10 protein-coding genes are annotated in these 13,392 nt (G+C 62.2%); 6 read left to right on the top strand and 4 right to left on the bottom strand.

Going from position 1 to position 13,392, the window contains the following annotated elements:
- Nucleotides 1-70: 70 nt before the first annotated feature.
- Nucleotides 71-838 (bottom strand): alpha/beta fold hydrolase, encoded by a 768-nt coding sequence (locus tag A0U94_RS12445; protein WP_062027850.1) that lies wholly within the window; start codon nucleotides 836-838, stop codon nucleotides 71-73.
- Between the two features lie 179 nt (nucleotides 839-1,017).
- Between A0U94_RS12445 and A0U94_RS12440 the strand changes: the two genes are divergently transcribed.
- From A0U94_RS12440 to flgA, 6 genes are all read left to right on the top strand, one after another.
- The gene (locus tag A0U94_RS12440) at nucleotides 1,018-2,796 is read left to right on the top strand and encodes a chloride channel protein (RefSeq protein ID WP_077803975.1); all 1,779 of its coding nucleotides are present in this window, start codon (nucleotides 1,018-1,020) and stop codon (nucleotides 2,794-2,796) included.
- Between the two features lie 98 nt (nucleotides 2,797-2,894).
- Entirely contained in the window at nucleotides 2,895-3,362 is a 468-nt protein-coding gene (locus A0U94_RS12435; protein ID WP_062027944.1) for a RidA family protein, read from the top strand.
- Nucleotides 3,363-3,395: 33 nt separating this feature from the next.
- A complete protein-coding gene (locus A0U94_RS12430; protein WP_149026768.1) occupies nucleotides 3,396-4,559 on the top strand; it encodes a GNAT family N-acetyltransferase in 1,164 nt (387 codons plus the stop codon).
- Nucleotides 4,560-4,641: 82 nt separating this feature from the next.
- Entirely contained in the window at nucleotides 4,642-5,382 is a 741-nt protein-coding gene (gene flgF, locus A0U94_RS12425) for a flagellar basal-body rod protein FlgF (protein WP_062027939.1), read from the top strand.
- A gap of 33 nt (nucleotides 5,383-5,415) precedes the next feature.
- Entirely contained in the window at nucleotides 5,416-6,207 is a 792-nt protein-coding gene (flgG, locus tag A0U94_RS12420) for a flagellar basal-body rod protein FlgG (RefSeq protein WP_062027937.1), read from the top strand.
- 3 nt (nucleotides 6,208-6,210) lie between these two features.
- Nucleotides 6,211-7,203 (top strand): flagellar basal body P-ring formation chaperone FlgA, encoded by a 993-nt coding sequence (gene flgA / locus A0U94_RS12415; protein WP_077803537.1) that lies wholly within the window; start codon nucleotides 6,211-6,213, stop codon nucleotides 7,201-7,203.
- Between the two features lie 33 nt (nucleotides 7,204-7,236).
- On the opposite strand, the gene A0U94_RS12410 is transcribed toward flgA, so the two are convergent.
- The 3 genes from A0U94_RS12410 to A0U94_RS12400 form a co-directional block, all read right to left on the bottom strand.
- Nucleotides 7,237-9,162, bottom strand: a complete 1,926-nt coding sequence (locus A0U94_RS12410; protein WP_077803536.1) for an alpha/beta hydrolase family protein — start codon at nucleotides 9,160-9,162, stop codon at nucleotides 7,237-7,239.
- Between the two features lie 5 nt (nucleotides 9,163-9,167).
- On the bottom strand, nucleotides 9,168-12,473 hold the full coding sequence (locus A0U94_RS12405; RefSeq protein ID WP_077803535.1) for an efflux RND transporter permease subunit: 3,306 nt from the start codon (nucleotides 12,471-12,473) through the stop codon (nucleotides 9,168-9,170).
- Nucleotides 12,474-12,553: 80 nt separating this feature from the next.
- On the bottom strand, nucleotides 12,554-13,357 hold the full coding sequence (locus A0U94_RS12400; RefSeq protein ID WP_077803534.1) for an SDR family NAD(P)-dependent oxidoreductase: 804 nt from the start codon (nucleotides 13,355-13,357) through the stop codon (nucleotides 12,554-12,556).
- Nucleotides 13,358-13,392 lie beyond the last annotated feature (35 nt).

The raw sequence follows: 13,392 nt of genomic DNA, 5'->3' as shown, positions 1-13,392 counted from the left end.
TTAATCGTAATGATATGATTCGCGCAAAACTGCCGCCTTTCCGTCTGGTTTGATATCGTAACGTCTTCCTTCAGGCCGGGGCCTGAAGGAATTCCATCATTTCCTTAAGAAACGCGCGGGGCTGTTCCACATGAAGCCAGTGTCCGGCATCAGGCAGGGAGTGGATCAGCGCCTGCGGAAAAAGCGCCCGGATCGGATCGTGATGTTCGGGGCGGACATAGGGCGAAGCACCCCCACGCAGAAAAAGGACAGGCCCTTCGTAAGGCGCAATCTGAAGGTCGGGCCAGCTTTCGATCTCATGAATGTCGCGGGAAAGGTCGTCGAAACCGATGCTCCATCCCGGCGAATCACCCAGCCGTATATTCTGCAGCAGGAGTTCGGCGACGGGTCTGCTGCCCGTGATGGGTTCCAGAAGGTCCAGCCCTTCGCGGCGTTCGAGCGAAGCGGGGAATGTGAGGGTGTCCAGCTTCGAGATCATCTCGCGGTGGCCATGCCCCGTTCGTGCGGGCGCAATATCCGCCACCAGCAGTTTCGTGACGCGCTCGGGGGCGGCCAGGGCGAGCATCATGGCCACCTTGCCGCCCATGGAATGTCCGACGACCGCAAAACGACCGATTCCCAGATCGTCCAGCGTTTCCAGCACGTCCTGTGCCATGAGGGCGTAGCTGGCGGGGCCGTGCGGACTGTGTCCGTGGTTGCGCAGATCCAGCGCCAGCGTCCGGAAGGTCGCAGCGGCGCCGCGCTGGAGGACGCCGAGATTCCGGGCCCGCCCGAACAGCCCGTGCAGGAAAACGACTGTCTCCGGGCCTTCGCCGCGTTCGATGACATTCAGTTTCATCAGTGATCCTTCCATGACAGCTGTTGATCGGTAGCCCGCTTGCCGTCAAACAGGATCACACCTGCCGCCCGGGAGCCCGCTTGTCCACCAGTCCCGCCCCTTCGCCGCCCCCTCCGCCTGCGTCCCCTGACGGTTCTGCAAGCCGTTTTCCGGGCCGCGTCCGTATGCTGCGACAGGGGATGAACCGCTTTCAGGCGCGGCTGTTTCCCCATGCGCCATCAAATCTGCGCACGCTGGTGCGTGGCAACGAGATCTGGCTGAGCGTGCTGGCGGGGTTTGTCGGCATTCTGTCAGGGTTGTGTGTGGTCGTCATGACCCATCTCACATTCTGGATGCACAGACTGCTTTTTGGCGTTTCGGGTGTATCCGGCGGTCATCTGTCCGGTTTGAACGCTCTGCCGCCTCTCCGCACAGTGGTTGTGCTGGGTGGTGGTGGACTGACGATCGGCCTGTTCGGGGTGCTGATCGCAAAAATCATGCCGCGCAGCCCGGTGGACCCCATCGAGGCGAATGCGCTGCATGGCGGGCGCATGTCGGTGCGGGACAGTCTGGTCATTGTCTGCCAGACGGTTCTGTCCAACGGTGTGGGGGGCTCCATCGGGCTTGAAGCCGGGTTTACCCAGATCGCGGCAGCCTTCGGTTCCCGGATAGGGCGCTCCTTCCGGGTGCGTCGTGAGGATCTGCGCGTTCTTGTGGGGGCCGGGGCCGGGGCTGCGATCGGGGCAGCGTTCGATGCCCCGGTGGCGGGCGCGTTCTATGCGTTTGAACTGGTGATCGGGTCCTATTCTCTGGGCAGCCTGTCTCCCGTGGCTGTGGCCGCGCTGGCGGGCGTGGGCGTAACACGCTTTCTGGGCAGCGTTCCGCCCGGCATTGTCATTCCCTCTCCTGGAGCGCTGTCCTGGGAAGGGACGGCCGGGGCGGTCCTCATCAGTGTTCTCACGGCGCTGACGGCCATCGGGCTGATGTTCTGCGTCACCCAGACGGAGGGGCTGTTCCGCAGGATGCCCGGACCGGTCTGGCTGCGGCCTGCGGTTGGCGGTCTGATTGTGGGAGGGCTGGCAACGCTTCATCCGTCCGTTCTGTCAGCGGGGCACGATGCGATGCGCGCCGTCTTCGCAGGCAATGTCACTGCGCGAATGGCCGTCGTTCTGTTGCTCCTGAAGGCGCTGGCGTCGTGCCTGTGCATTGGGTCCGGATTTCGCGGAGGGCTGTTTTTCGCGTCGCTGTATCTCGGGTCTCTGGCAGGGACGATCTACGGCACACTTCTGGCACCGCTGGGCATTGCGCCGGATTCCGTCACAGCCTGCGCGCTGATCGGCATGAGCGCGATGGCCGTGGCCGTCATCGGCAGTCCCATGACAATGGTGTGCCTGATGCTGGAACTGACCGGCAGCGTGTCCATGAGCGGTGCCACGCTGGTGGCTGCGGTCCTGTCTCTTCTGACCGTGCGTCGCCTGTTCGGCTACAGCTTCGCGACATGGCGCTTCCATCTGCGGGGCGAGTCCATTCGCTCCGCTGTCGATATCGGCTGGATGCGCTCACTCAATGTACGCCGCATGATGCGCGGACAGGTCCGGACCCTTCCGGCAGAGACGTCCGTGAACCGGGCACAAACCCTCTTTCCGCTCGGCTCGGCCCAGCGGATCGTGCTGCTTGATGAGGCGGGACACTATGACGGTATTGTTCATCTGGCGGAACTGCACGCCGCCCCTGCCGACCAGACATCCATCAGAACGCTGGCCCTGTTCCGTAACGCCATGCTCACACCGCTTATGAACATCCGCGAGGCGATCGAACTGTTCGAAAAAGCAGAGGCCGATGCGCTTGTCGTCGTCGAGGACCCCCAGTCCCGGCAAGTGATCGGAACCCTGACCGAACAGCACGCCCTGCGCCGCTATGCCGAAGAACTCGAACGCAGCCGCAGAAGCCTTGCGGGTGACGACAGCCTGCCAACGTGACCCGGCTCCGGCTTGCCCCCTTGGCATCGGGCCGTTCCCGCTTCAACATATGGCCCTGTCAGATGCCCGTTCCGGGCGCCCCAACCGGAGATTTTCCCATGACCGCGACCCCCGAATCCCGCCTTGCCGCCCTCGACATCACGCTGCCGGTCGCAGCCGCTCCGGTTGCGAACTACGTCACGACCGTACGGACGGGAAACCTGCTCGTCGTGTCCGGCCAGCTCCCGCTGGTGGACGGCAAGCTGCTTATCACCGGCAAGCTGGGTGACGAAGTTTCGGCCCATGCCGGTGTGGCCTGTGCCCGCGCCTGCCTCATCAATGTTCTGGCGCAGGCCAAAGCCGCGCTCGACGGCGATCTTTCCCGTATCACGCGCGTTGTCCGTCTGGGCGGCTTCATTGCCTGCACGCCGGAATTCACCGACCACGCCACCGTCATGAACGGCGCGTCCGATCTGGCTGTGGACGTGTTCGGTGACGCCGGACGCCATGCACGCTCCACGATCGGCGTGCCGAGCCTGCCCGTGAATGCGCCGGTCGAGGTCGAGGCGCTGTTCGAAATCGCCTGATACGGGAGAAACCGAATGGGAGAAGCGGAGACCATGCCGTCCCCCGACTGGAGCCTGAGCCTTCATGCCTCGATCCACGAGATCGGGGCCGAAGCCTGGGACGCCTGTGCGGGAGCGGACAATCCGTTCGTCTCCTTCGGTTTCCTGTCCGCCCTTGAAGACAGCGGTTCCGTTGCGGACCGCTCCGGTTGGCTGGTCCGTCATGCCGCCTTGCGCGCGCCGGACGGCTCCATCGCGGCCCTCGCCCCGCTTTATGGAAAATCCCATTCCTGGGGCGAGTACGTCTTCGACCAGAACTGGGCCCGCGCCTATGAAGCCGCGGGCGGCCGCTACTATCCCAAATTCGTCTGCGCCGTTCCGTTCTCTCCGGTGCCCGGCCCGAGGCTTCTGCTGCGTCCGGATCTGCCGGATCCGCAGGCCGTGGCGCAGGCCCTTGCCGCCGCGCTGATTCAGGCGACGGCGCAACTCGGCCTGTCCTCCCTGCACGCCAATTTCTGCGACGCGGCTTCGCTCGATGCCTTCACCGGGGCTGGCTATCTGCCACGCACAGGCCTTCAGTATCACTGGCAGAATAACGGCTACACGACGTTCGACGACTTCCTGGCCGCGCTGTCCTCCCGCAAACGCAAGTCCATCCGCAAGGAACGCAGCGCTGCCCAGTCCTGTGGCCTGACCTTCAGCACACTGCGCGGAAACGACATCACGCCGGAAGACTGGAAGGCATTCTACCGCTTCTACCAGTCCACGATCGACCGCAAATGGGGCAGCGCTTATTTGACGGAGCGCTTCTTTCCCATGCTGTCCGAGCGCCTCGGAGACCGCGTGGTCCTGATGATGGCCCATCATGATGGAAAAGCCGTTGCAGGCGCCCTGAATCTCATGGGGACCGACGCGCTGTTCGGGCGGAACTGGGGCTGTGAGGGCGACTGGCCCTTCCTGCATTTCGAGCTGTGCTATTACCGTGCGATCGCCTTTGCTATCGAACACGGCCTCTCCCGTGTTGAAGCCGGGGCGCAGGGCGAACACAAGATCCAGCGTGGCTATCTCCCGAGTTTCACCCACTCGGCCCATGCCATACTCGATCCCAGTCTGCGACAGGCTGTCGCAGCCTTCGTGGAAGAGGAACGGACAGCCCTGCAGGCAGAGGCGGCGGAACTGCTGACTCTTTCACCATATCGTCACGGCGAGTCGGGTTGAAGGTGTTCGTTTAACGATTGGGAAAGCTTTGTGCCGCTACGCTGTGCTCCGAAATCGGGATTGACCGGAGCCTGTAACGCCCATGGAGAACAGTACCTATATCGCGCTTTCGCGCATGGATGCCCAGCAGCGCGCCATGTCCGTGGTTGCGGACAACATGTCGAATGCATCGACCGTGGGCTACAAACGCGAAAATGTCCTTTTCAGTGACTTCCTGTCCCATCAGCACGGCTCCAAACAGGCCGAGGGTGCGGATACGGAATCCTACACGCAGGACCGTGCGACATACCGGGACTTTCAGCAGGGCGATATGCAGTCCACCGGTAACCCGCTGGACCTCGCGCTCGGAGGTGAAGGGTATTTTCAGATCCGTACCGCCAATGGTGTGCGTCTGACGCGGGCAGGACGCTTCGAGGAACAGCAGGACGGCGCTGTCGTTGATGAAAGTGGCAATGCCCTGCTGGACCGCGACGGGCAGCCGATTGTCCTCCCCCAGACCGACCACCGCATCACCATTTCCGCCGATGGCGTGATCTCGACCGAAACCGGCGAACAGGGTCAGATCGGCATCGTGACGGCACAGGACGACAACAGGCTTCAGGCAGAGGGCAGCAGGCTTCTGAGGACGGATCAGCCCACGACCGCTGTGGAGCGGCCCAACATCGTGCAGGGCATGGTGGAAGGCAGCAACGTCCAGATGATGACCGAAGTGACGAAGATGATGGAAATTCAGCGGAATTTCCAGTTCATGGCGCAGTTCGTGGATGCTGAAGCCACGCGCCAGAAAAACGCCATCGACAAGATCGTTCAGGTCTCGGCCTGATTATTTCCCCGGACGGGACAAGGATAACATTCCATGCGCGCACTCGACATCGCCGGAACGGGCATGCAGGCCCAGCAGACCAACGTCGAAACCATTTCCAACAATATCGCGAACATGAGCACCACGGGGTATAAACGCTCCCGCGCCGAGTTCCAGGATCTGATCTATCAGAACCTCCGTCGCGTGGGCGCAAGTTCGTCCGATACCGGAACGACCATTCCCGCCGGCGCACAGGTCGGCCTTGGTGTGAAGACGGCGGCGATTTACCGCATCAACGATCAGGGCAGCCTTGAGCAGACCAGCAACTCCCTGGATCTGGCGGTTCAGGGGCGCGGTTATTTTCAGGTCCAGCTTCCCTCGGGGCAGCTTGCCTATACCCGCGACGGCACGTTTTCGATGGACAACAACGGTTCGCTCGTAACTGCGGATGGCTATCTCATCAGCCCGACAATTACGATTCCTAACAATGCGCAAAGCATTTCGATCGACCAGTCCGGTCAGGTCAGTGTGCAGATCGCCGGCCAGAACAACACGACGCTCGTCGGCCAGCTGCAGCTTGGCATCTTCACCAACGAAAATGGTCTGGCCGCGATGGGCCAAAACCTGTTCACGCAGACGACGGCCTCAGGCGACGCCATGATGGGCAATCCCGAGGCTGTCGGTTACGGCAGCATCATGCAGGGCTATGTCGAAAACTCGAACGTCAATGTCGTGACCGAAATCACCGATCTCATCACGGCACAGCGCGCTTATGAGATGAACAGCAAGGTCATCACCGCGTCCGATGACATGCTGAAAACCGTCACCAATCTGGGCGGCGCTTAAAACATGAGCCGCGGCCTGGTGACGGGTGGCATTCTGCTGCTGGCGGGGTGCGGTGCGTTTTCCTTTGTGTCAGCGGCGACGCTGCGAACGACCGTCAATGTCGATCATCCGCGCGTGCGTCTGTCCGATCTGTTTGCCGATCTGGGCAAAGGACAGGACACCGATATCGGCGATGCTCCCGCGCTTGGGGCGAGTTACGTGGTGGGTGGTCCGCAGTTGACGGCCATTGCCGCCCAGTTCGGCGTGGACTGGCCGGATGCCTCGCCTCTGGTGTCCACGACTGTAACACATACGGCGCGCATGATTACGGCGGACGATGTGCTGCCTGTCATTCGCGAGGGGCTGGAACTGCCGTCCGATGCGCGGGTGGAAGTGGCGCTGACCGGCTTCAAGCCCGTACCGGTTCCGGTTGCGGATCAGGGCGCGCCTGCCATCCTGCATATTGACCGCCCGCCGCATGGCAGCGAGCACTTTACGGCACGGCTTGAGGTGCCTTCCGCCAAGGGCGGGCAGGGAACGGCTTTCAATGTAAGCGGAACGGCGACCATGGAAGTGCGTGCGGTGACCCTGCGCCACGCCATGCATCTGGGGCAGCCCATTCTGCCGGATGATGTCAGCATGACGTTTGTCCGGGTCGGTCTGATTCCGGATGATGCGTTACAGAACCCTGAAGATGCGGTTGGTCTGGAGGCGCGGGGTGTGCTCGCGGCTGGTCAGGTTCTGAGCGTTTCGGAACTTGCTCATCCCCAGCTTGTGCATCGTGGGTCCCCCGTCGTGGCGACGTTTTCCGGCCAGAGCCTTCATCTGACGGTATCCGGAACCGTTCTGGAAACAGGCGGGAAGGGCGATACCGTGCATGTTTACAATGCCAGCAGCCATATGGTGCTGACAGGACGTGTTGTGGACCGGACGGAAGTGGAAGTCATTCCTGGCATCATGCCGCTTTCCGCCGACAACAGACTCCATCAGCAGACGACGGCTCTCCCGTCTCTCTGACGGGCAGCGTCCGCTACCCGTCAGGTCGGTTTTTCATTTCGTCAAATAGGTGTCGAACCAGTGGATGGTCCGCTGTACGGCATCCTCCCAGGCCTGTGGGTTGCGCATACCGTGGCCCTGTCCCGGATAGATGACGAGCGAACTGGGCACATGCAGGGTCTGGAGCGCATGGAAGAACTCCTGGCTCTGGGGCATCGGGCATTCTTCATCCGCAGAGCCGACGAAAATGAAAGTCGGGGTATGGGCCTGCCGGATATAGAGAATGGGAGAGGAATGGGCGTAGATGTCGGGGTCGTCGTAGACGGATTTTCCGAAGAAAGGCAGCATCCAGCTGTCGATGTTGTTTTCTCCGTAATAGGAGAGCCAGTTTGAAATTCCTGCTCCAGCGACGGCTGCCCGGAAGCGGTCCGTCTGGGTGACAGTCCACATCGTCATGTAGCCACCATAGGAAAATCCGGTCAGGCCGAGACGATGGTCGTCGACAGGAGCGATCTTCTCGACCGCATCAATCCCGCGCAGCACATCGCGCAGATCGCCATGTCCGAAGTCCCTGCGGTTTGCCGAAGTGAAGGTTTCGCCCTGTCCGAAGCTGCCGCGCGGATTGGGCATGAAGACGTCATAGCCCGCATCCACAAGCGCCATCGCCATGTATCCGTGGTCGTGCAGATAGCGAGGGCCGGACGCGCTGGACGGTCCGCCATGCACAGAGACGATCATCGGAACCTTCCCGTTCTGCTCCATGCCAGGCTTGCGTTTGAGAGGCTCCAGCAGCCAGCCCTGAACGGAATAGCCATCGCTTTTCCATGTCAGACTGCGGGCTTTGAGATGGGGCAGCTGTGCGGCATTGTCGCGGTTGACGGGCTTCCAGAGCGCGATCGGGCCTGTGGCGATTTCAGGCGCCTTTTCAAAGCTCTGCCGGACGATGGCGGTATGCTGTCCCGCACAGGACAGGCTGGGTTCGGACCGGCCATCCGAAATCATGGTGGGATCTTCCCAGAGCGATCGCACGCCGCTCTGCAGGGACCAGATCGCACTCCGGTCGCCTTTGATGCCTGCGGCGATCAGACCCGGACCGCACGCCCAGGACAGATCGGTCACGGTGGCTTTGAGGCCCGGTGTCAGGTTGACGGGGCGGGCGCCGGGCTTCGTCAGGTCCAGAGTAAAGGCGTCTCCGCCGATTGCTCCATAATCGCTCATCAGGCCGCCGATGAAGGAGACCTGTTTTCCGTCCGGGGAAACGCGGGGCAGATTGAGCTGCTGTTGCTGGGGCGGGGTGTAGAGGACGCTGTCCGTGCCGTTTGCGAAGGCATGGAGTTTTGCAATCCACCAGTGATCGTCCCCGTTACCGGGAGCGGCCGTGGCGACGAAACCCTGCCCATCCGGTCGCCAGTCATATTCGTAAACATACAGATCCGCCGGGGACTGCCAGTTCAGGCGTCCGTTTTCGATCACGCCAATCCGCTGTTCGTCCACCTGCGTATTGATTTCGCCGGACGGCGGCGCTCCGGCTTCCAGCGCGCCGGGCTGACGATGGGCGTTCTCGATCGCCAGAACGCCAAGCTGTCCCTGCGGTCCATAGGACAGGGACTGAAGCGTGCCCGTGAAGCTCAGAATCTGTACGGCGTGATGGCCGTCGCGGTCTGCCTGCCAGACTGACAGGGCTTTTGCGGACGGATTTTTCAGCACGTAGGCCATCGCCTGTCCGTCCTGTCGCCATGCAAAGGAGCTGGCCACGCAGCCATGACACAGGGGCAGGGAACTGCGGGCTCCGGACGGAACGGCATACAGGACCGGCTGTGACGGCACGTCCTGACCCGGCTGTCCGGCAGGGTGTTCGAGCGAGAGCAGCCGTGTTCCGTCCGGGGAGATGGCAAGATGGGTGTAGAGCTGCACGGGGGCGGCCAGAGCCGTCAGGGGGAACAGCGCGGCCAGCAGGGCGATGCGACGGGGAAGGATCATGGTTTTCAGGTCCGTCTGGCAGAAGGGGCGGAGGTGTTGTGGCGGCGCAGCAGGCCGAGCAGCCAGTGGCACAGACGCTTCGTTCTCGCACCGATGGCGTCCATCCACAGATAGACGATCGGCGTGGTGTAAAGCGTCAGAAGCTGGCTCACAACCATGCCGCCGAGGATGGAGACACCCAGTGGACGGCGCATTTCCGCACCATAGCCATTGCTGATGATGAGCGGGACCGCGCCGAGTGCGGCGGCGAGGGATGTCATCAGGATGGGGCGGAAACGGGTGATGGAGGCCTTGAAGATGGCATCCTTCGGGGAAAGCTTCTCGACACGCTCGGCATGGATGGCGAAGTCGATGACGAGAATGGCGTTTTTCTTGACGATGCCCGTCAGCAGGATGATGCCGATCATGGCGATGATGCTGAAAGACTCTCCCGCGATCCACAGCCCCAGAACCGCGCCGATCCCGGCGGAGGGCAGGGTGGAAAGGATCGTGATGGGATGGATCAGGCTCTCATAAAGAATGCCCAGAACGATATACATCACGGCAATGGCGGCGAGAAACGCCAGTGCGCCGTTGATCATGAGCTTGCGCGTGTCGCCGGCCGTTCCGGTGAAGTCGCCCAGCACGCCATCGGGAGCGTGCGTGCTCTGCATGGTCTGTTTGATCAGCGCGACCGCATCGTTGTAGCTCACGCCCGTCGCCAGATCGAACGAGATGTTGGCGGAATAGTAGTTGCCGCGATGGGTGATATCCAGGGGCTGCGGTTTCCACAGGATGGACGCGACGTTCATCAGCGGGATCATGGTTTCGATCGCGGAGGAGACGGCGGAACCGCTGGAGGTATTGCCGGAAAGCTGGTTGGCCAGCGAGTTCTGGATTGAGGCCGTTGCGAGAGACGTGAAACTGCTGGCAGAGGTGCTGGCGTCGCTGCGGGCGCGGATCAGGTTGGAGGCCACGCCACCGGCTGCCGTGCCTGCGGAGGTGGAAATCCAGACCTGACGGAGCGTCTCGGGGTCCATCCGGTATTTCGGCGCCAGCACCATGACCACGCGGTGTTCGGTCGTGGGGAGGTGGATCGTGGAAACGATGGCCTGACCGTAGGAATCGTACAGGACGTTCTGGATCAACTGCGGGGTAACGCCATAGCGTGCTTCCGTATCGCGCTGGACGGTGATGTAGGCGGCGGCGGACTGCCCTTCGGTCGTGGAGGAGATGTTGACCAGCTTGCCCGAAGCACGCAGGGCGTTCAGCAGGATCGGAACGTAGCCGAACAGATCCGAGACGTTGTCTCCGCGCAGGACGTAGCGGTAGCTGCCGGTATTCTTGGAACTGCTGCCGCCCTGACTGCTTCCGCCAACGCTCCAGAACGACACGTCCGCTCCGGGCTCGGTGGGCAGGCGTTTGCGGATGCGGTCCAGAATGGTTTCCGCGGAAGCGCGCTCGTCTTTTTCTTTCAGATGGATGTAAAGTTCGCCGCTGTTTTTGTCGTCGCTGAAAATGGTGGTGGACGTGACATCGGGGTCCGTCTGGGCGATGGCGCCGATTTCTCTCAGGCGCCGGTCGATCTCCTGAAAGGACATCGTGGGGTCGCCCTTGATGCGTCCTGCCAGCAGTGACATGTCCTGGGACGGGATGAATTCCTTGGGCATCAGCATGACGGAGCCGATCAGCACCACGAAGCTCAGCGGCAGGGTCAGGCCCATCAGGACGGGATGGCGCAGGCACCAGTGCATGGAGCGGCCATACTGCTTCAGCGTCCAGTCCAGCGAGGCTTCCGTCACGAAAGCGATGGAGCCGACCACACCTTTGCGGGGCTGATCGCCATGGTCGATTTCCAGCATCCGTGCGCACATCATCGGCGTCAGCGTCAGGGACAGCCACATGGAGATGACGATGGCGGAAATCATCGTCATGCAGAACTCGAACATGATCGAACCCGCTCCGCCCGGCAGGAACAGCAGCGGGATGAAAACCGCGACCAGAGAGGCGCTGATCGACAGGACCGTAAAGCCGATCTCCGAAGAGCCGACCAGACTGGCCGTGTAACGGTCCTTTCCTTCCTCCATGTGCCGCGCGATGTTCTCAAGCACGACGATGGCGTCATCGACCACGAAACCGACCGCAATGGTCAGGGACATGAGCGACAGGACATCGAGCGTGAAGTTGAATGCCGCCATCGCTGCCAGTGTGCCGGAGAGCGCGATGGGGACCGTCACGGCAGGGATCAGTGTCGTGATCATCCTGCGGAAGAACAGCAGGATCACGAGCACGACCAGCACGACAGACAGGATCAGCGTCAGCCGCGCATCCGCCAGAGACGCGCGGATGGACCGGGACGTGTCGAGGCCTACGACCAGATTGACGTCCGCAGGCAGGGCATCGCGCAGATGCGTCAGGTTGGCGTTGATGCCGTCCACAATAGCCACGGTATTGGCGTGCGGCTGGGCTGTGACGACCAGCGTGACGGCGCGATGTCCGTTGATGTAGCTGGTCTGGTAGACGTCCTGAACGCTGTCGGTGACGGTGGCGATGTCGCTCAGACGGACGGGATAGAAGTCGTTGCGGTAGCCGACGATCAGGTCCCGGTACTGGGCCGCGTTGATGGCCTGATCGTTGGTGGACAGCATCATCCGCTGGCCGTGGCTGTCGATGAAACCCTTGGGTGTGAAGGCATTGGCCGAGGCGAGAGCCGTACGGATGTCCTCCAAGCCAATGCCCCATTTATAAAGCGGATTGGGATTGAGTTCGACGCGCACGGCGGGATTCGTCGATCCCACGACTTCCACACGCCCCACGCCCTTCACCTCGGCGAGCAGCGGCTTGATGCGGATATTGGCGATATCGTAGAGCTCGGCCTGTGTTTTCTGGTCCCCGGTCAGGCTCATCAGATAGACCGGGAAGCCGCCACCATCCATTTTGAAGGCCTGCGGGTCGGCGTCCATGGTCCCCGTCGGCAGGTCGGCGCGCGCGGCGCGCAGGGCCGCCTGCGTGTCACGCAGGGCGCCGTCGATGTTCCGCGACGATGAGAACTCCAGAAAAATCTGGGCCTGTCCGGCACTGGTGTCGGATTCGATGCTTTCCAGATCCGCGATCGACCCGAGCCTGCGCTCCAGAGGCGTTGTGACGGAGGTTGCCATCTGCTGCGGGTCAGCGCCCGGCTGGGTCGCCACGACCATGATGGATGTCGTGGTCATGTCCGGCATCGTGGCGACGGGCAGGAGCGGATAGCAGATCAGTCCCGCCATGAAGATGGCAATGGACATCAGTGTCGTCGCGACCGGGCGGTCTATGAACAGGCGGCAGAAATTCATGCGGTCAGTTTATCCACAAAACCGCGTTTCAGGTCATTACTGATAGGACACAAAATGTCAGTTCTTCAGTGTGCGGGCCGTCAGAAGTCCGGCATGCCTGCCGGTTGGGCGGAGGGCTGGGTGACGTAATAGCGTTCTGCCAGGCGGGGCGGGAGAAGATCCATCAGGCGGGATCCCATGACCAGCCATGCTGGAAAGGTCACCCGGCGCGTCTGGCGCAGCGTTCCGCGCAGGATCCGGCGCACGGCTTCTTCCGTGGACACCAGACCCGGCATGGCAAAGCGGTTTCCCTTCACCATGGACGTATCGACAAATCCGCAGCACACGCTGGTCAGGCTGATGCCGAAACCGCCCAGCCGGGCTGCATTGGCCACGATGAAGCGGTCGAGAGCGGCTTTGGAAGCGGAATAGGATGGCGTGCCGGGGTAGCACACGAACCCCGCGACGGACGCCATCACGCAGATCCGCCCGCGCAGGTCTTCGCTATTCCGCTCCTGCCCACGCATGGCCTCGACGACCGGAAAGAACGTGTTGAGCGTTCCAGTCAGGTTGATGTCGAGCATGTCGCGGACGCGCTCTTCACGCTCCAGAAGCAGACCGTCGCTGGCGGTCTGAGGCAGGCCGCCCGTGATGCCTGCACAGAGAAACGCCATGTCGAGCCGGCCTTCCGACGCGGCGGCGATCCACTCTGCCATGCCCTGACGGTCACGCGTGTCCAGCACGGCCGGGACCGCTCTGGCTCCTTGTCCGTCGCAGCGCCGGGCCGTTTCCATCAGGCCGTCTTCAGCGTGATCGCACAGATGCAGGGAAACGCCCGGACGGGCCAGTTTCAGGGCAAGACCGCGTCCGATCCCGGATGCGGCCCCTGTAATCAGGATATTCATGGGGCGGAGTCTAACAGAGTGTTTCCGCGATGCGA

The sequence above is a fragment of the Gluconobacter albidus genome, from assembly GCF_002005485.1.
GTDB classification, from domain to species: Bacteria; Pseudomonadota; Alphaproteobacteria; order Acetobacterales; family Acetobacteraceae; genus Gluconobacter; species Gluconobacter albidus.
The sequence above is the reverse complement of the archived record's forward strand: the minus strand, read 5'-3'. Positions and strand labels throughout refer to the sequence as shown.

Excerpts from the sequence above, each read along its gene's own strand:
- A0U94_RS12440 (WP_077803975.1), top strand. The coding sequence starts at position 1,018 with ATGAACCGCTTTCAGGCGCGGCTGTTTCCCCATGCGCCATCAAATCTG.
- A0U94_RS12400 (WP_077803534.1), bottom strand. The coding sequence starts at position 13,357 with ATGAATATCCTGATTACAGGGGCCGCATCCGGGATCGGACGCGGTCTT.
- A0U94_RS12405 (WP_077803535.1), bottom strand. The coding sequence starts at position 12,473 with ATGAATTTCTGCCGCCTGTTCATAGACCGCCCGGTCGCGACGACACTG.
- A0U94_RS12445 (WP_062027850.1), bottom strand. The coding sequence starts at position 838 with ATGAAACTGAATGTCATCGAACGCGGCGAAGGCCCGGAGACAGTCGTT.
- flgF (WP_062027939.1), top strand. The coding sequence starts at position 4,642 with ATGGAGAACAGTACCTATATCGCGCTTTCGCGCATGGATGCCCAGCAG.
- flgA (WP_077803537.1), top strand. The coding sequence starts at position 6,211 with ATGAGCCGCGGCCTGGTGACGGGTGGCATTCTGCTGCTGGCGGGGTGC.
- A0U94_RS12430 (WP_149026768.1), top strand. The coding sequence starts at position 3,396 with ATGCCGTCCCCCGACTGGAGCCTGAGCCTTCATGCCTCGATCCACGAG.
- A0U94_RS12435 (WP_062027944.1), top strand. The coding sequence starts at position 2,895 with ATGACCGCGACCCCCGAATCCCGCCTTGCCGCCCTCGACATCACGCTG.
- flgG (WP_062027937.1), top strand. The coding sequence starts at position 5,416 with ATGCGCGCACTCGACATCGCCGGAACGGGCATGCAGGCCCAGCAGACC.
- A0U94_RS12410 (WP_077803536.1), bottom strand. The coding sequence starts at position 9,162 with ATGATCCTTCCCCGTCGCATCGCCCTGCTGGCCGCGCTGTTCCCCCTG.